The organism is Klebsiella sp. 2680 (genome assembly GCF_900198535.1).
Classification (GTDB): domain Bacteria; phylum Pseudomonadota; class Gammaproteobacteria; order Enterobacterales; family Enterobacteriaceae; genus Klebsiella; species Klebsiella indica.
On sequence record NZ_FZNJ01000001.1, the window covers coordinates 250,346 to 268,304 of the forward strand.

16 protein-coding genes and 1 pseudogene are annotated in these 17,959 nt (G+C 57.2%); 7 read left to right on the plus strand and 10 right to left on the minus strand.

Translation table 11 applies throughout. The annotated features are described in order from the left end of the window. The first annotated feature begins 451 nt into the window (after positions 1 to 451). The gene (locus FN037_RS01345; protein WP_142501860.1) at positions 452 to 2,524 is read left to right on the plus strand and encodes a TonB-dependent siderophore receptor; all 2,073 of its coding nucleotides are present in this window, start codon (positions 452 to 454) and stop codon (positions 2,522 to 2,524) included. A gap of 6 nt (positions 2,525 to 2,530) precedes the next feature. Next, positions 2,531 to 2,662 (plus strand): annotated as a pseudogene (locus FN037_RS24485) (hypothetical protein); the annotation flags it as partial. Positions 2,663 to 2,765: 103 nt separating this feature from the next. On the opposite strand, the gene mhpT reads toward FN037_RS24485, so the two are convergent. From mhpT to FN037_RS01380, 7 genes are all read right to left on the minus strand, one after another. Further along, entirely contained in the window at positions 2,766 to 3,962 is a 1,197-nt protein-coding gene (gene mhpT, locus FN037_RS01350; RefSeq protein ID WP_142501404.1) for a 3-(3-hydroxy-phenyl)propionate transporter MhpT, read from the minus strand. A gap of 74 nt (positions 3,963 to 4,036) precedes the next feature. Further along, positions 4,037 to 5,056, minus strand: a complete 1,020-nt coding sequence (gene mhpE, locus FN037_RS01355; RefSeq protein ID WP_138358761.1) for a 4-hydroxy-2-oxovalerate aldolase — start codon at positions 5,054 to 5,056, stop codon at positions 4,037 to 4,039. Further along, on the minus strand, positions 5,053 to 6,003 hold the full coding sequence (gene mhpF / locus FN037_RS01360) for an acetaldehyde dehydrogenase (protein ID WP_142501405.1): 951 nt from the start codon (positions 6,001 to 6,003) through the stop codon (positions 5,053 to 5,055). Before mhpF ends, mhpE begins: the two co-directional genes overlap by 4 nt. After that, positions 5,996 to 6,802 carry a 2-keto-4-pentenoate hydratase gene (gene mhpD, locus FN037_RS01365; RefSeq protein WP_138358757.1) on the minus strand — a complete coding sequence of 269 codons (807 nt, stop codon included), beginning with the start codon at positions 6,800 to 6,802 and terminating at the stop codon, positions 5,996 to 5,998. Before mhpD ends, mhpF begins: the two co-directional genes overlap by 8 nt. Before the next feature lie 9 nt (positions 6,803 to 6,811). Continuing rightward, entirely contained in the window at positions 6,812 to 7,678 is an 867-nt protein-coding gene (gene mhpC / locus FN037_RS01370; RefSeq protein ID WP_138359009.1) for a 2-hydroxy-6-oxonona-2,4-dienedioate hydrolase, read from the minus strand. Between the two features lie 17 nt (positions 7,679 to 7,695). Further along, positions 7,696 to 8,640: a 2,3-dihydroxyphenylpropionate/2,3-dihydroxicinnamic acid 1,2-dioxygenase gene (gene mhpB / locus FN037_RS01375; protein ID WP_138358755.1), complete on the minus strand. Its 945-nt coding sequence runs from the start codon at positions 8,638 to 8,640 to the stop codon at positions 7,696 to 7,698. Position 8,641: 1 nt separating this feature from the next. Further along, positions 8,642 to 10,306, minus strand: a complete 1,665-nt coding sequence (locus tag FN037_RS01380; RefSeq protein WP_138358753.1) for a bifunctional 3-(3-hydroxy-phenyl)propionate/3-hydroxycinnamic acid hydroxylase — start codon at positions 10,304 to 10,306, stop codon at positions 8,642 to 8,644. Positions 10,307 to 10,497: 191 nt separating this feature from the next. Between FN037_RS01380 and FN037_RS01385 the strand changes: the two genes are divergently transcribed. From FN037_RS01385 to FN037_RS01400, 4 genes are all read left to right on the plus strand, one after another. Further along, on the plus strand, positions 10,498 to 11,304 hold the full coding sequence (locus FN037_RS01385) for a DNA-binding transcriptional regulator (protein ID WP_142501406.1): 807 nt from the start codon (positions 10,498 to 10,500) through the stop codon (positions 11,302 to 11,304). A gap of 98 nt (positions 11,305 to 11,402) precedes the next feature. Further along, positions 11,403 to 12,464 carry an ABC transporter substrate-binding protein gene (locus FN037_RS01390; protein ID WP_138358749.1) on the plus strand — a complete coding sequence of 354 codons (1,062 nt, stop codon included), beginning with the start codon at positions 11,403 to 11,405 and terminating at the stop codon, positions 12,462 to 12,464. Continuing rightward, positions 12,454 to 13,461: an iron ABC transporter permease gene (locus tag FN037_RS01395; protein ID WP_142501407.1), complete on the plus strand. Its 1,008-nt coding sequence runs from the start codon at positions 12,454 to 12,456 to the stop codon at positions 13,459 to 13,461. Before FN037_RS01390 ends, FN037_RS01395 begins: the two co-directional genes overlap by 11 nt. Then, positions 13,458 to 14,207 carry an ABC transporter ATP-binding protein gene (locus FN037_RS01400; protein WP_142501408.1) on the plus strand — a complete coding sequence of 250 codons (750 nt, stop codon included), beginning with the start codon at positions 13,458 to 13,460 and terminating at the stop codon, positions 14,205 to 14,207. Before FN037_RS01395 ends, FN037_RS01400 begins: the two co-directional genes overlap by 4 nt. On the opposite strand, the gene FN037_RS01405 is transcribed toward FN037_RS01400, so the two are convergent. Both FN037_RS01405 and FN037_RS01410 read right to left on the minus strand, forming a co-directional pair. After that, positions 14,191 to 14,931 (minus strand): substrate-binding domain-containing protein, encoded by a 741-nt coding sequence (locus tag FN037_RS01405; RefSeq protein WP_138358743.1) that lies wholly within the window; start codon positions 14,929 to 14,931, stop codon positions 14,191 to 14,193. The genes FN037_RS01400 and FN037_RS01405 overlap by 17 nt on opposite strands. A 92-nt stretch (positions 14,932 to 15,023) precedes the next feature. After that, positions 15,024 to 16,886: a bifunctional sugar phosphate isomerase/epimerase/4-hydroxyphenylpyruvate dioxygenase family protein gene (locus tag FN037_RS01410; protein WP_142501409.1), complete on the minus strand. Its 1,863-nt coding sequence runs from the start codon at positions 16,884 to 16,886 to the stop codon at positions 15,024 to 15,026. 143 nt (positions 16,887 to 17,029) lie between these two features. Here FN037_RS01410 and FN037_RS01415 point away from each other — a divergent pair, with 143 nt between their 5' ends. Continuing rightward, positions 17,030 to 17,668 carry a TetR/AcrR family transcriptional regulator gene (locus FN037_RS01415; protein WP_138358739.1) on the plus strand — a complete coding sequence of 213 codons (639 nt, stop codon included), beginning with the start codon at positions 17,030 to 17,032 and terminating at the stop codon, positions 17,666 to 17,668. Between the two features lie 23 nt (positions 17,669 to 17,691). Here the strand turns inward: FN037_RS01415 and fumD are convergent, their stop codons facing one another. Next, a complete protein-coding gene (gene fumD / locus FN037_RS01420; RefSeq protein WP_138358737.1) occupies positions 17,692 to 17,904 on the minus strand; it encodes a fumarate hydratase FumD in 213 nt (70 codons plus the stop codon). Positions 17,905 to 17,959 lie beyond the last annotated feature (55 nt).

Sequence of the window (17,959 nt, forward strand, 5' to 3'; positions counted from 1 at the left end):
AACAAAAATAACTCTCATTCTCTTTTGATCATGCGGCGGATGAATGTAGTAGTCAATACCCCATTAGCATCCCGGCTACAGCGAAACATCATTCAAAAACACATAACATCACTATGATTTAATTATCATTAAAAACAATAAAATAAATAACATTCGCCTTTAATATTTTCCGGTAACTCATTGATTATTTCTTTTGCTGTTTTTTTATCTTACATAACATTTACTACTACATTCCTTCGTGATTGAATGATTCTCAATTACATATCTGGCCGCAAACTGGCGTAAAAACAGATAGACCTATATTTCAGGGCAATGATTTTATTGGCTTTACCTCCCCGCAAAGGCGAGGTTCGTTCACGAGAAACAGAAAATGACTCCATTAAATGTCCCTTTTTCGACATTAAAAGGGCGTGCGCTTTTTTCACTGATTTTTTTAACCTCTCCGGGGATCCTGGCTGCGGAAAATAGCGCCGATAAAGAGAAAAAAACCGCCGATGAAACCATTACGGTGGTGGCCGACAACACGCAACAGAACGCCACCAACGGTTATCAACCGGTCAACACCTCAACCGCTACCCTGACCACGATGCCGATGCTGGACATTCCCCAGGTGGTCAATACCGTGAGCGACAAGGTGCTACAGGATCAGCACGCCACCAACCTCGACGAGGCGCTGTATAACGTCGCCAACGTTGTACAGACCAATACCCTCGGCGGGACTCAGGATGCATTTACCCGCCGCGGCTTTGGCGCTAACCGCGACGGTTCGATTATGACCAACGGGCTGCGCACCGTGCTACCGCGCAGCTTTACCGCCGCGACCGAACGCGTCGAAGTCCTTAAAGGCCCGGCGTCAACGCTGTACGGTATTCTCGATCCCGGCGGACTGATTAACGTGGTCACCAAACGCCCGGCGCGTACCTTTGGCGGCTCGATTTCCGCCACCTCCACCAGCTTTGGCGGCGGCACCGGTCAGTTTGATGTCACCGGCCCTGTCGAAGGCACGCGCCTCGCGTATCGCCTGATTGGCGAATACCAGAACGAAGACTACTGGCGCAGTTTCGGCAAGCAGAAGAGCAGCTTTATCAACCCTTCCCTGACCTGGTTCGGCGATCGGGCGACGGTTAACGTGTCGTATTCCCACCGTAACTACAGCACGCCGTTCGATCGCGGTACCATCTTCGATCTGAACACCGGCCATGCGGTTAACGTCGATCGCAAAACGCGTTTTGATGAACCGTTTAACATTACCGAGGGTTACTCCGACCTCGCGCAGCTGAATGCGGAATACCGTCTCGATGACGCCTGGACCGCGCGATTTGACTACAGCTACAGCCAGGATCACTACAACGATAACCAGGCCCGCGTGATGGCCTACGATTCCGCGACCGGTGACCTGACCCGTCGCGTCGACGCTACCCACGGCTCAACCCAGAAAATGCACGCCACGCGGGCGGATTTACAGGGTAACGTGGTCATTGGCGGCTTCTACAACGAGATCCTTACCGGCGTGGCTTACGAGAATTACGATCTGCTGCGGACCGATATGATCCGCTGTAAGAAAGTGCAGGGATTCAATATCTATAACCCGGTTTATGGCACGGTCGGCAAATGCTCCAGCGTCTCGGCCTCCGATAGCGATCAGCGTATTCGGCAGGAGAGCTATGCGGGTTATGTTCAGGACGCGCTATATCTCACCGATAACTGGATTGCCGTTGCCGGGGTGCGCTATCAGTATTACACCCAGTACGCGGGTAAAGGCCGTCCGTTTAACGCCAATACCGACAGCAGCGACCAGAAATGGACGCCGAAAGTCGGCCTCGTCTATAAGCTGACGCCCTCTGTCTCGCTGTTCGGTAACGTGGCGCAGTCGTTTATGCCGCAATCCTCCATCGCCAGCTATATCGGCAACCTGCCGCCGGAAGAGTCCACCGCTTACGAACTGGGCGCTAAGTTCGAGCTGTTCAACGGGGTAACCGCCAATATCGCGCTGTTTGATATTGATAAGCGTAATGTTCTCTATACCGAATCGGTGGGTGATGAAACCATTGCCAAAACCGCCGGGAAAGTGCGCTCGCGCGGCGTCGAAGTGGATGTTGCCGGCTCATTGACCGATAACCTGAGCGTGATTGCCAGCTACGGTTATACCGACGCGAAAGTGACCGATGACCCTGATTACAAAGGCAAACCGCTGCCAAACGTGCCGAAGCACACCGGCTCGCTGTTCCTGAGCTACGACATTCATAACGTTTATGACAGTAACACCTTGACCATCGGCGGCGGCGGTCACGCGGTGAGCAAACGTTCCGGCACCAACGGCGCGGACTATTATCTGCAGGGCTATGCGGTAGCGGATGTATTCGCGGCCTATAAGATGAAGCTGCAATATCCGGTCACTCTACAGGTTAACGTGAAGAACCTGTTCGATAAGACCTATTACACCTCATCGATCGGCTCCAATAATCTCAGTAACCAGATTGGCGACCCACGTGAAGTACAGTTCACGGTGAAGATGGATTTTTAAGCGCTCCGTTCGCAGTTGCGCCAGTTGCTGAAGACGATCCCCTCCGCCGAACGTGACGTTGTCACCTGTGGCAGCAGTCTGCTGACAGGATACGCGCAGCCCGAAGTGACGGCATTAACCGGTAAACCAGTGCAACTTCAAATTCTTTCTCCCCGGTGGCGCTACGCTTACCGGGGCTACGGGTTCACTGCCTTCTGCGGGACGGTAGTCAGCAACGTTACCCCGTCCTGCCAAAAAAACCTCAGGCCACCGCCGAACGCTTCTGGCGTTTCATCAGCCAGAACACCGCCACGCCGGCCAGCAAAATACCGGGGGCGGAGGCGGCCATCACCCCAACAGTGCCGGTCCCCAATGCCAGCATTTTCCCGGCCAGCAGCGGGCCGCTCATCGCGCCAAGGCGGCCAATCGCCACCGCGCTACCCACCCCGGTGACGCGGATTTCGCTACGATAAAACAGCGGAGCCAGGGCATAGAGCACGCTCTGCCCGCCGGTGGCGAACAGTCCGGCGACGAACCCTGAAAATAGCATCGCCCCCAGCGATGTGGCGGTTCCCAGAGCCAGCAGCGACGCCAGCATACCGCAGTAAATCAGCAGCGACATCCATAGCGGACTGAGCTTATCCATCAGCGTGCCCAGCAGCAAAGTGCCGCAGGCGGCGCCAAGCTGCAGAACAAACATCACTCCCGCCGCGTCGCCGGAGCTGAATCCCTGACCGACTAACAGCATCGGCAGCCAGTTAATCAGCATATACACCACCAGCAAAGTGAAGAAATAGCACAACCACAATAGCAAGGTAGCGGTGGCATTATCCGGTGCGAACAACGTGCGCAGCGGCACGCTTGTCGTGCGATGCTGAAAAATCGGCGATTCCGGCAGCCAGCGAATCAATAATGGCACCAGCAACAGCGGAACGATACCGCCAACCCAGAATACCGTCTGCCAGGCGTTCGCGAGACCGAAAAAACCCAGCGCCGCCGCCAGCGCCGCGCCAATGGGAACGCCGCAGTACATCAGGCTGACCGCTCTGCCGCGAAAGCGGGGACCGGCGGCTTCCGAGGTTAACGCAATCAGATTCGGTAACGCCGCCCCCAGCCCGATGCCGGTAAACACGCGTGCCAACAGCAGCACCGGGAAACTCCACGCCAGCGCAGTGGCAATCGAGAACAGGCCAAACAGGAAAACCGAACCCAGCAGAATCCGCTTGCGGCCATGGCGGTCCGCCAGAATACCGCCAATCAGCGCGCCGGGCAGCAGGCCTAGGATCCCGGCGCTGAAAACCCAGCCCATCTGCATTTTATCCAGCGCGAACGCCCGCGCCATACCCACGGCGGCAATACCCGCCGCCTGCAGATCCAGCCCTTCCATCAGGGCCACCATAAAACAGAGCCCGACGGTTAACATCAGGCGTGAAGCGCGTGCAGTATTGGTCGTCATCATAGTGTACCCAGGAGATATCCTGATAATCGGAACAGGTGAATGGCGGCTGATACCTTGCCAGCCGCGCGTTTCTTTTATTTTTTATGCTGGTTAAGCAGATCCAGCGCGACATCGACGATCATATCTTCCTGTCCCCCCACCATCCGCCGCTTGCCCAGCTCGACAAGAATATCGACCGCGCTCAACCCGTAACGGGCCGCCGCCACTTCGCTATGGCGCAGGAAACTGGAGTACACTCCGGCGTAGCCCAGCGCCAACGTTTCCCGGTCAACGCGCACCGGGCGGTCCTGTAGCGGGCGCACCTGTTCGTCGGCAGCGTCCATTAACGCGTAGAGATCGGTACCGTGGTTCCAGCCAAGCTTATCGGCCGCAGCGATAAATACCTCCAGCGGCGCGTTACCCGCGCCAGCGCCCATTCCTGCCAGGCTGGCGTCGATCCGGTCGCAGCCCTCTTCCACCGCGACTATTGAGTTGGCGACCCCAAGACTCAGGTTATGGTGCGCGTGCATCCCGGTAGCGGTTTCCGGCTTCAGTACCGTCTTCAGGGCGCGGAAACGGTCGCGAACATCGTTCATATTCATCGCGCCGCCGGAATCGACCACATAGATACAGGTCGCGCCGTACGATTCCATCTTCAGCGCCTGCTGCGCCAGCTGTTCCGCCGGGATCATATGGCTCATCATCAAAAAACCAACGGTGTCCATTCCCAGTTCCCGGGCAAAGGCAATATGCTGCGCGGAAACATCCGCTTCAGTACAGTGAGTCGCGACCCGCACCACCCGCGCCCCGGCCTGATATGCATTTTTAAGATCGTGCAACGTTCCGATGCCCGGCAGCAATAACGTGGCGATTTTCGCCTGACTGACCGACTCTGCCGCCGCTTCAATCCACTCAATATCGCTGTGTGCGCCAAAGCCGTAATTGAAGCTCGATCCCTGCAAACCGTCACCGTGGGCGACTTCTATTGAATCCACGCCTGCGCTGTCCAGCGCCCGGGCAATCTGGCGGATATGATCGAGAGAGTATTGGTGGCGTATGGCGTGCATGCCATCGCGTAGGGTCACGTCTGAGATATAGAGTTTTTTACCGTTCATGCCGCGTCTCCCGCCGTGTCGTTCATCGCCTGGGCCATTTTTTCCGCCGTTGCCAGCGCCGCCGAGGTCATAATATCGAGGTTACCGGCGTAGGCTGGCAGGTAGTGCGCCGCCCCTTCAACTTCCAGGTAAACCGCGGTTTTCAGGCCGGAGAAGCGGCCAACGCCCGGCAGATTCACCGGCTTATCTTCGCGGATCACCTCAAACTGTACCTGCTGCTTCAGGCGGTATCCCGGCACATAAGCCTGCACTGCCGCCGCCATCTCCGCGATCGAAGCGGCAATTTCCTGCTGCGACGCCGCTTCGCTGAGTACATAAACGGTATCGCGCATCATTAGCGGCGGCTCCGCCGGGTTCAGCACGATAATCGCTTTGCCTTTCGCCGCCCCGCCGACTTTCTCAATAGCCTGTGAGGTGGTTTCGGTAAATTCATCAATATTGGCCCGCGTTCCCGGCCCTGCGGATTTACTGGCAATCGAAGCGATAATTTCCGCGTAGTGCACTTTCGCCACCCTGGATACCGCCGCCACCATCGGGATAGTCGCCTGACCGCCGCAGGTCACCATATTAACGTTGCCCTCGGCAAGATTGGCCGCAAGGTTGACCACCGGTACACAGTACGGGCCAATAGCCGCCGGCGTCAGGTCGATAACGCGGATCCCCGGTTTGGCTTCCCGCAGCGCGGCGTCGTTTTTCACATGCGCCCCGGCGCTGGTGGCGTCAAAAACAAAGTCGATATCGGCGAATTCCGCCATCTGCAGCAGGCCGCTAACCCCCTGGTAGGTAGTGGCAATCCCCATGCGCCGGGCGCGGGCCAGGCCGTCGGATTCAGGATCGATGCCGACCATCACCGCCATCTCCAGATGTCGCCCGTGACGCAGAATTTTGATCATTAAATCGGTGCCGATATTGCCGGAACCAATAATCGCGACTTTACGTTTACTCATCACTGCCTTCCTCTTCGGCGACAAAAGTGGCCGCGACTGAACCTAAACCGTCGATATCAGCCGCGAAACGATCGCCGGCGTTAATCGCCACCATTGGGCCTAACGCCCCGGTCAGCACAATATCCCCGGCCCGTAGCGGCTCGCCGAGGCTGGCCATTTTGCGCGCCAGCCACACCGCCGCATTTAGCGGATGACCGAGACATTCGCTGCCGCACCCGCTGGAAACCTCCTCCTGATTACGGGTCATACGCATGACGCAGTTTTTTAAATCCAACCCGTCCGGGCGTCGCGCCGGGCTACCAAGCACGTAGACGCCGCAGGAGGCGTTATCGGACACGGTATCGACAAAACCAATCGACCAGTCACGAATGCGGCTGCCAACCACCTCCAGCGCAGGTAGCACCCAGTCAATAGCGGCATAGAGTTCATCAAAGGTGGTATCGGTGTGTGGCAGGTCATGCCTGAGCACGAGGGCAATTTCTGCCTCAATTTTCGGCTGCAGCACCCGGGAAAACGGGATGTCGGCGTTATCGCCGTAGCACATATCGGCATACAGGGTGCCAAAGTCCGGCTGGTCAACGCCCAGCTGTCGCTGCACTTTAGGATGGGTCAACCCCACCTTACGCCCCACCACCCGGCGACCATTCGCGACGTGATGCCGCACGTTAATTTTCTGGATGGCGTAAGCCGCCTCGGCATTATCGACGCCAGGAATATCGCGCAGCGGTTCCATCGCCTGGCCCGTGGTTTCCGCCTCACGCAACCGTTGCGCCAGTTGTTCAAGAGATAACGAAGTCATGATGGTTCCTCAGGTTCGCGCCAGAAAATCGAGCACCAGTTGATTGAAACTGTCCGCATGCTCCCACTGTGCCCAGTGGCCGCAGTCGCGGTAGATATGCAGTTCTGAGCCATTGATCCCGGCCAGCAGACGTAGCCCGGCGTCCATCGGCACAAAGCGGTCATTACGCCCCCAGACAATTAAGGTTTGTGCGCTAATTTCGCCGAGCCGCGGACTAAAATCCGGGAACTGTTTCGGATTGGCTTCCAGGCTCTTGACGAAATTATCCAGATGTTCCCGGCGGGACAGCATATTGTTGAGTCGGGCTTCGAACAGCGCGTCGGTCAGATCGCGGGGATCGAAGACAAAGATATTCATCATCTTTTTCAGGTTTTCGATAGTCGGCTCACGGTACAGGCCATTCAGCAGCTTGATGCCTTCCGTTGGCATCGGGGTAAACAGACTCATCCCGCCGGTTCCGCCGCCCATCAGCACCAGCTTGCCGACGCGTTCCGGCCAGCTCAGGGTAAAGGCCACCGCGCTGTGGCCGCCCATGGAGTTGCCCAGCAGATGCACTTTGCTGATCTCCAGTTGGTCAATAACGCTTTTCAACACCCGGGCGTTCAGGTCAGAACGGGAGCCGCTGTTGACGATGGAATCGCTTTTCCCCCAGCCAGGGCAATCCAGCAAAATCACCCGGTAGCCCGCCTCGACCAGCGGATCGATATTGCGGCTGAAGTTGGCCCAGCCGGTGGCGCCGGGGCCGGAACCGTGCAGCAGGACCACGGTTTCATCCCCCTGGCCGCAGTCGTTAAAATGGATACATAATGTTTCTCCGCCCTCTTCGACGTTGAGGAAACGGCTGGTGGCGGCTTCAGTTTGTGGTTGGTAGCTCATCATCTTCTCCCTTTAATTCAGTTCAGCGTGGTGGCGCTCAGCGAGCCAAATCCGGCGATCCACTCGGGGACAGGTCGGTAATAACGGCTCTCGCAGCGCCAGTTGCCAAAAGCGGATAGCGCGGCAAAGGCGGCCACCCAGGTTTTAATTTCGTGCGTCGATTTCCCTGCCATTGCCGACAGTTCTTCATTACTGATGGCGTCCAGCTCCGCCAGCCGCCCCTGCGCCAGCAGGCTCATAAAGCGGTTGTCCCAGATGGGGTTGAGCGGATAGAGCGAGTTCTGGTCCTTAGTAAACTGTTTCGCTGCGCTAATGACCCGCTGCTGGCGACGTTCCCGTTCATCCGGCGGCAACTGCTTGCCGCTGCCCAACAACCGGTCGCGCATATGGGCGTCGGCCTTCGCCAGCTCCGGCACCGGCGGCTGATGCGACAATCCGCCGGAGCCAAGGATTAATACCCGTTTATTCAGGGTGGTAAGGAAGCGGCCAATGGCTTCGCCCAGCATGCGGGTGCGCTGAAATCCCGGCAGCGGCGTGGCGACGCCGTTGATAAACACCGGCAGAACCGGCCGCTTATCCAGCCCGCCAAGCAGGAACTCCAGCGGTTGCGCAAAGCCGTGATCCACCTGCATGCAGTAAGAAACCGCCAGATCGATCCCGTCTTTCATCACCGCATGGGCGCAGGCCTCTGCCAGCGACGTCGGCACCGGCAGAACGCCGCTGGCGCTGCTGAAATCGCCGATGGAGGTTGCGCCGATCCCCAGGCAGAACGGCGGCATCACATCGTAGAAAAAGCCGTTGTAGTGATCGGGGGCAAACAGCACCACCAGTTCCGGGTCAAAGGCGGCAATTTGCGCCCGCGCTTCGGCAATGACACCGTTGACCTCGTCCAGCACCGCCTGTTCCGGGTCTACGTAGCCCACCAGCGGGGTATGAGAAAGACAATGAAGCCAGACATTCATATCAAGCCACCTGTTCAATGGTTGTTGCGGGTTGTGCGGGCGCCAGCTGCATTTTGTTCGCCAGCGCGTCGAGGTTGTTGCCCAGGGTTTGCGGTATCGCCACCGTCGCGACAAAGCGATCCGGTCGCACAACGGCGATGGCGGTACCATGCTGTGCAAACCAGCTTTTCAGACGGTTTTGTGCGTCGCCGAGGCGGATGACGCCGGGAACGTTGTCCTGCTGGCGGTGAATTTGTATGTCTGGCACCACCTGGATAAAACAGGTCCCAGCGGCGCGCCAACGGGAAATCTGCTCATCGTTTAACCCCCACAGCGGGTTGCAGCCCCAGGCGATAATGGCGAACCTGGCGCCAATCACTTCATCCAGCAGCGTCACCTGGCCGCCCTCAAGCGTCACTTTCGGCTGGATAAACATTTTGCCGACCGGTGAAGTCTTACTTTCGCCTTCGGCCAGCAGCGCGCCGTCGCGATACTGCGGCATCGGCTTGAATCGCATTTCGAGGAAGTAGCGTTTAACCGGCGGCAGGTAGTTGAGCAGCCACGAGATACCGTCGCGCACTGCGCCATGCCAGCGTTTCGTCGGCGCCAGGACATTACCGGCGGTAACCGACAGGTCAATCATCGCTTTGGCGTGATCCCGTCGCTCCTGCTGGTAGCTGTCCAGCAGCGAGTCCCCGGCTTTCCCGTTCACCACCAGCGCCAGTTTCCACGCCAGGTTGAACGCATCGCGCATGCCGCTGTTATAACCTTGCCCCTGCCAGACCGGCATGATGTGCGCGGCATCGCCCGCCAGCAGTACGCGGTCTACGCGAAAGCGTTCGGCGATGCGCGCGTTATGGGTATAAACACGCTGACGAATCAGCTCGACGCGATCCGGGTCCGGCAGCACCTTACTCAACAGCTGGCGCATATTGTCCGGTTCGCTAAGCTGGGCTTCGGTTTCGCCGGGCATCACCATAAATTCAAACCGCCTCACCCCGTGCGGCAGCGCGGCGGACACATACGGACGCACCGGATCGCAGCACAGATAAACATGCGGCGTCGCGAGCGGGTCGTTGGCGATATCGATCACGATCCACTGATTGGGCGCGGTTTTACCTTCAAAGGGAATATTCAGTGTGCGACGAATAAAACTTGCCCCGCCATCGCAGGCTACCAGCCAGTCGGCACGTACTGTTTCTCGCTCGCCATTGAGACCTTTTATATTCAGGGTGACGTTGTCACCATTCTGGGTAAAGGCTTCGACTTCACGGGAGAACAGGCAGCGTACATGCGGAAAACGCTTCAGGCCGTCGTACATCACCGCATCAACCTGCGGCTGAATAAAGGCATTCCGGCGCGACCAGCCAAACTCATCGGTCATCGGCTGAATATCGGCAAAGCAGCGCCCTTTCGGGGTAAGAAAGCGCATCGCGTGCCACGGTGTGGTGTGCGGCAGCACATTGTCCACCAGCCCCACCGCCTGCATCGCGCGCAGCGCCTCATCGTCAATACCGATGGCGCGGGGATAATCGATCAGCGATGCCAGCTTCTCAATCAACAGTACGCTGACCCCCATCTGCCCCAGGTAGTTGGCAATCATCAGGCCAACCGGACCCGCGCCGGCAATGGCAACCTGAGCAATATGCTGTACGGCAGGCTGGATATCAGGATTCGATGTTGTCATGTTCAGAACCTCACGCTTCGGACAAATTGCCGTCATTCGGACAATATCCGCCCGGCATTTTGTTAATTAAATGTGAATATATTTTTTATTGTGAGGTCAGTATAGGTTCGATGATTTGCGCTACAATCAAAACATCATCAGATGTGCACCAGGTGCACATAGTTGTTTAAATTGATTTTTGTTGAGGTAGCATGATCGAAAACTCATCGACGGATTACAAAACAGTGCGCGGATTAAGCCGCGGATTATTGTTATTAAATTTGTTAAATAAATTCGATGGAGGCGCGACGGTGAGCACGCTGGCCGAGTTTAGCGGTCTGCATCGCACCACCGTCAGACGACTACTGGAAACGCTACAGGAGGAGGGATATGTTCGCCGCAGCCGTTCCGATGACAGCTTTCGGTTAACGATCAAAGTTCGCCAGTTAAGCGAAGGATTTCGTGACGAACATTGGATTTCTGCCCTCGCCACCCCACTGCTTGGCGAGCTGTTGCGGGAAGTTTTGTGGCCCACCGACATCACCACCCTTGATGTCGATGCGATGGTGGTGCGCGAAACAACGCACCGGTTTAGTCGGCTCTCCTTTCACCGGGCGATGGTTGGCCGCCGTTTGCCTTTGCTGCTGACCGCGTCCGGATTAACCTGGCTGGCCTTCGCCCCACAGCATGAGCGAAACCCACTCATCGACATGCTGGCCGCACGCCCGGAAGCGGAGTATCAATTGGCCCGCGAACCGGAAAAGCTGGCGGCGATTCTTGAACGCACCCGGCAAAATGGTTATGGCGAAAACTTCCGCGGCTGGCAACAGGAAGAAAAAATCGCTGCCATTGCCGTGCCAATCCGCAGCCAGCAGCGGGTTATCGGCTGCCTGAATCTGGTGTATATGGCTAAAGCAATGACCATTGAGCAGGCTGCGCAAAAATACCTTGTCGCGTTGCAAAAAGTAGCCAGCCAGCTCGAAGAACGGATGGCTGACGAAGAAGTGTTTTACGAATAACCCGCATTTTGAAAGGGAAAAGCGCCGATAACCATTGCGCCTGACTTCGCTATATATTCTAATGCATAACGTTAATTCATTCGCTATCGAGTCACGCCATGTTCAAACACCCGCGCTTTTTGCTCACGCTGACGCTATTAAGCGCCAGTCTGTTCGTCAATTCGGCCTTTGCCGACCGAACCATTACCGACCAGATAGGCCGCCAGGTCACCCTTCCCGACCATGTCACCCGCGTCGTGGTACTCCAGCATCAGACCTTAAACCTGCTGGTACAGCTTAACGCCGCAGAGGATATCGTCGGCGTCCTGAGCAGCTGGAAAAAACAGCTCGGCCCGCAGTTTGCCCGCTTTATGCCGAACATTGAGAAACTGCCGACGCCGGGCGATCTGACCCAGGTCAACATCGAAAGCCTGCTGGCGCTGCGCCCGCAGGTGGTGTTCGTCGCTAACTATGCCCCGCAGGCGATGATCCAGCAGATTCAGAATGCCGGGATCCCGGTGGTGGCGATTTCGCTGCGCCAGGATGCCGCAGGCGAAAAAAACAAAATGAACCCGACGATGGTCAACGAAGAGCAGGCATACAATGAAGGCCTGAAAGAAGGTATCCGCCTGATCGGTACCGTCGTCGATCGTCAAAAACAGGCTGAAGATCTGATCAATTACACCTTCAGCGCGCGCGCAAAAGCCAACGCGCCGGTGGCCGATATCCCGGAAAACCAGCGGGTGCGCGTGTATATGGCTAACCCGGATCTCAACACCTATGGTTCCGGCAAATATACCGGGCTGATGATGAAGCACGCCGGAGCGTTAAATGTCGCCGCCGCCAGCGTAAAAGGCGCGCGTCAGGTCTCGCTGGAGCAAGTGCTGCAATGGAATCCGCAGGTCATTTTCGTCCAGGACCGTTACCCGAACGTAGTGAAACAGATACAAAACGATCCCCAGTGGCAGCGCATTGACGCGGTGAAAAATCACCGCGTGTGGCTGATGCCGGAATATGCCAAAGCCTGGGGCTACCCAATGCCGGAAGCGCTGGCGATCGGCGAACTGTGGATGGCGAAAAAACTCTACCCCTCACGCTATAACAACGTTGATGTCAATGCACAAGCGCAGGATTACTATCAGCGTTTCTATCGCGTGAAGTGGACACCGGATGCTCAGTAAGCGTCATCCAGCCCTGCTGCAATATACCCTCGCGCTGGCGACGCTGTTGATTGCCGTCGCCTCGATCGGTTTTGGCCAGTATCCCCTGAGCCTGACGGAAGTTCTGCGTCAGTTAGGGCATGCTTCCGCCACTGGCGATGTGACCGGGCAGATTGTCTGGTCGATCCGGTTGCCGAGAATCGTAATGGCGCTGCTGGCCGGCGGCGCGCTGGGGCTGTGCGGGGCCACGTTGCAGGGTGTATTCCAGAACCCGCTGGTGGACCCGCATATTATCGGCGTGACCTCCGGCTCCGCGTTTGGCGGCACGCTGGCGATTCTGCTGGGGCTCAATATCCCGCTGATGATGACGTCGACCTTTTTCTTCGGTCTTGCCGCGCTAATCCTGGTTTACCTGATTGCCGCACTGCAGGGACGGGAAAACACGCTGGCGCTGATTCTCTCGGGCATTATTCTCAGCGGTTTTTTTGCCGCGCTGGTAAGCCTGATGCAGTATCTCGCCGATACAGAAGAAACGCTGCCGAATATTGTCTTCTGGCTGCTCGGCAGTTTCGCCACGGCAAACTGGCACAAAGTGTTTATCATGGCGATTCCGCTAACCTGCGCAGCAGCGGTGCTCATTAAACTACGCTGGCGGATTAACCTGCTGGCGCTGGAAGACAAGGACGCACGCGGACTGGGGGTTTCCGTCACCGCCCTGCGTCGCGGCGTACTGGTGTGCTGCGCGGTTCTGGTCGCCGCTCAGGTCGCGGTGAGCGGCAGTATTGCGTGGGTCGGGCTGGTGATCCCACACCTGGCCCGGCTTCTGGCAGGCGCCGATCATCGGCGTCTTCTGCCAACCGCTTTCTGGCTCGGCGGCAGTTTTATGATTATTGTCGATGACCTTGCTCGTACGCTGACGCAGGCGGAAATTCCCATTGGTATTATTACCGCTCTGCTTGGCGCGCCGCTGTTTACCTGGTTGCTGGTACACTCCCGGCGCAGAGGCGCGCACGGATGACCACTTCTCTGCGTTTAACCGAATTACGCTACGGCCATCGTCAGCCATTATTTGCGCCGCTGAGCCTGCAATGCCGCGCCGGCGAGACCTGGGCGGTACTCGGCGCTAACGGGCGCGGTAAAAGCACCCTGCTTGATACCCTGACCGGGGTACTGACGCCGCTCGGCGGTCAGTTTGCCAGCCAGGGCGGTATCGCAATGGTGCCGCAGTCATTTCGTCCGGCTTTCAGCTGGCAGGTACGCGATGTGGTGCTGATGGGACGGGCACGCCACGTTAATCTGTTTGCGCAGCCTTCAGCGGAAGATGAGCGCCGGGTACAGGAGGCGCTGGCGCAACTGGGGATCGCGCCGCTGGCCAGCAAAGTATTTCGCTCCCTTTCCGGTGGACAGCAGCAGCTGGTGATGATCGCCCGGGCGCTGGTGGGCGCCAGCCAGAATGTGTTACTGGATGAACCTTGCTCAGCGCTGGATCTCGCCAACCAGCAGGTGGTATTGCAGTTGATTAGCGACCTTGCCCATCGCCACAAACGCACCGTGCTCTTTACCACTCACGATCCGACCCATGCTCTGCAGGTGGCAAGCCACACTCTGCTCCTGCTGCCGAACCTTCAGTGGCTGGCGGGAAAATCAACAGACGTGCTGACGGAAGAGAATCTTCAGCATGCCTATGGTTTGCCGGTACATAAAATCAATCATCCCGGCTCGGCGGTACCGCTGCTGGCTCCTCTGTTTACGATTCGTCGTTGATGCCCAAAAACCCCGCGTTTTTCAGATAGCGCTGGCCCTCGGTACTGAGGATAAAACGGCACAGCTGCCGGGCACCGGCGCAGGGGTCAATTTGCGTCAGGTGATAGTCGCAGCAAATATTCCACGGCGCAGGGATGACCAGCATGCGCAGGTCGTCATACGCCGTCATCTGCATGGCATAATGCGCATAGCCGATAAACAGATCGGTTACGTTTTCATGAAGCAGCCATGCCCCGGCGATTTCTCCCGCAGGCACCCGCAAAGAGTCTCGTCCGCCAACCAGTTGCTGCGCGCGGGCCATCATGGCGGCGCCAGTGCCGGGACAACGCGCATCAATACGAGAAAAAAGCTGCCAGGTGTAATCGCCGGATGGATCGCAGCCGGGCGTGGAGGTGGCAAGACGCAATCCGGGATCGCTGAGCAGCGCCAGCCAGTCCCGCGCTTCAGTGTCCGCGCCACGGCGGGCGGTCAGCATCAGTTGGTTACGGGCGAACAACTGGCACTCTCCGGCCAGCCCGGCCTGGCGCAGCGCCTGCGGATGCTGGCGATTAGCCGAAGCAAATACAGAGCATGGCTCCCCGGCCTCGATACGCTCACGCAGCAGGCCTGCCGGGCCAAATTGCGCTTCGACCGTTATCCCACACTGTTGTTGAAAACGCGCCAGCAGCGGAAGGAACGCGCTTTTCAGGCTCCCCGCCGCTAACAGCCTTAAAGAGGTTGTCATAAGCACCCATCGCTATATTCCAGAAAATATAGCGATATATTAACCGGGTTCAGGTTGTTTCAGCAGCCAATTTCCACAAACGGAGGAAATCATCACGGCTTCTCCGACAAACGCATCGCCGACAGGCGCACCGCCGCGTTTACCGCGCCATATGCCGCATAACCTTTGCGTCGCTCGATTAACTCGAAGAAAAAACGACCGGATGAGAATGGACGAGTGTAGAGGTGCAGGAACTCACCGCCGCTATCGTCGCGATCGTAGAGAATGTGCAGACGTTTTAGCTGGTTAATGCAGTCTTTGTCGCCAAAACGAGCCAGCAGATCCTCGTAATAGTTCGCCGGGATCGGTAGCGCGTTCACGGAGACCTGCGGCACGTGTTCAAGCGTGTCGGGTAAATCGTGGCAGGCAAAAGCCGCATGCTGTAAACCGGCTCCCTGATAGCAGGCCACCGAGCGGGCGATCTGAGTCGCGCGGCTTTGTGAAATATTTAACGCCAGGCGAATATCCCCCTGTGGGCTGCGCACTGCCAGGCTGCGCACCAGCCCGTAGGGATCCGGCAGCGTCTGTTCATGCTCAAGGGTGAAACCGAATACGGTACGGAAAAAGATAATCCAGTTATCGCGGCTGTCCGCTTCCATGCCAAGCGCCAGGTGGTCAATGCCACAATAATCCTCACGCAGGGTGAGATCCGTTCGCAGATGAAAATCGCGAGCGTAAATATCCTCGCCCGTTTCAATCAGGTAAATCAGACTGCCGTCCGGGGCGCAAATCGCCGGGATTGAGCTTTCATTTGGCCCGGCATCCCCCTGCCAGGTGGCGTAACCGTAGGCGCGGGCGCGCGCCACGATCGTGCTGCTGTGGCTGACGCGCAGCGCCATGGCGCAGAGTGAGACCCCGTGCCGCTGGTAAAAATGGTCGGCCCAACTGTGAGGCTGGGCGTTGACCACCACCCGAGCCCCGCCATTGCGCCAGAGGGAGACGCATTTAGAACGATGCGTCCCCTCCTCGGCAAATCCCAGTTGCGCCAGCCTTTGTCCCAGTTCGTTAGCTTCCGCGGAACCGGCGGTAAATTCAATAAACGCCAGCCCGGCATAAACGGGGAGTTCAGCCAGGCTAAACAGCGGCGCGTCACTCTGCGGTAACCGCTGGCGGGTCTGCTCTTCCAGCCACAACAGCGAGCGATAGCCGTCTTTCGCCGTCGCGCCGTTGGGCGATCCGCGAAAGCTGTCGTTGAAAATCTCCAGCGACCACGGGCCGCGATAGCCGCAGCGGGTCAGCTCGCAGGCAAAATCCACCAGCGGCAGTTGTCCCTGCCCTGGAAAACAGCGGAAATGCCGACTCCATTCCAGGATATCCATTTTCATCCGCGGCGCATCGGCCATCTGCACAAAAGTGATTTTCTCCACCGGGACTTCCGTCAGCCGCTGAAGCGTGTCGCCCCGCGCCAGAACATGGAAACTGTCGAGGACAATTCCCAGCGCCGGACTGTTGACGCTTTTAACCCGCTCCCAGGCCTGATGCCAGCGGTTGACGTGCGTGCCCCAGGCCAGCGCCTCGTAGCCGATGGCGATGCCCTCGCGCTCTGCCAGTTCAGCCAGAGCGCGTAAATCCGCCACCTGCAGTTCAACATCCGCAGAACAATCCGGCTGGACATTACTGCACAGCAACATCGTGTCACAGCCCAGCTCATGCATCAGCGCGAATTTGCGCCTGGCCCGTTCCATATTCGCCGCAAACTGGTCGCGGCTGGCGCCTTCAAAATCACGAAAGGGTTGAAAAAGCGTGATTTTTAGCCCTAAATCAGCCACCTGATGACGGATATCTGCCGGCGTGCCGGTATAATAGAGCAGATCGTTTTCAAAGATTTCAACGCCCTGATAGCCTGCCGCAGCAATCGCGTGCAGCTTTTCAGGTAACGTACCGGAGATCGAGACGGTCGCGATGGAGCGCAGCATACGTATCCTCGTGTCATTATCAGCGCTAAGATCTGAATAAGATCTGAATATGTATCATTTGGTTCAATTGCGCCATGATGGGTTGCGACATTGCGACCACTATGCCTATTTTTTCAGCTTAAGAACTCAGAAAAGGAGCCGTTATGCCCCCCGTTGCTCATGATGATGCACTCTCCCTGAAAGAGAAGATCTTCGCGGCCGCCATTACCGTATTCGCCGGGCATGGCGTGTCGGGCGCGAGACTGGAACAGATCGCCACCGAGGCGCAAACCACCAAGCGTATGGTGGTCTATTACTTCAAAACTAAAGAACAGCTTTATCTGGCGGTATTACAACATGTCTACGCGCGGATCCGCGAAACGGAGCAGCAGCTTGGTCTGGAAAATGTGCCGCCGGTCGAAGCGCTGGTACAACTGGTGAAGTGGAGCGTGCGCTTTCACGCCACGCACGCCGATTTTATTCGCGTGATTTGTATGGAAAACATGCAGCGCGGCAAGTGGCTGAAAAAATCCGGTCAACTGAAACCATTAAACCGCACCGCCCTGTCGATTCTCGAAGATATTCTGCAGCGCGGCCAGCAGCAGGGAATATTTCAGGCGGGGCTGGAAGCGCGCGATGTTCACCGGTTGATCAGCAGCGTGAGTTTTTACCAGGTATCAAATTTTTATACCTTCAGCAGCCTGTTTATGGACGATCCGTTACCAGAAATTGACGACGAAGCGATGATTGAACACCACAGCGATATTGCGGTAAAAGCGGTGATTCGTTTCGTCATTTCCTGATCTGCGGCACAACGCAGGCGCGGTCAGTTCCCCGAAAGGGCGTCGACCACTTTTTCCATCGCTTCCCGGGTCAGCGCGGAGCGCTGGACTTTCAGGTTTGCGAGGGCCGTTCGCACCACGCCCGCAATGACAATATGTTTCGGTTCCTGACCCAGATCGCGCATTTCCAGCACCACTTTGCCGACTACGCGACACATTTCCTGGTACAGTTCATCGTCTTTGGCTTTATTTCCCATGCAAGTTAACCCACAAATTTTCATTACCAATCAATTCATTATTGATATATTTCCC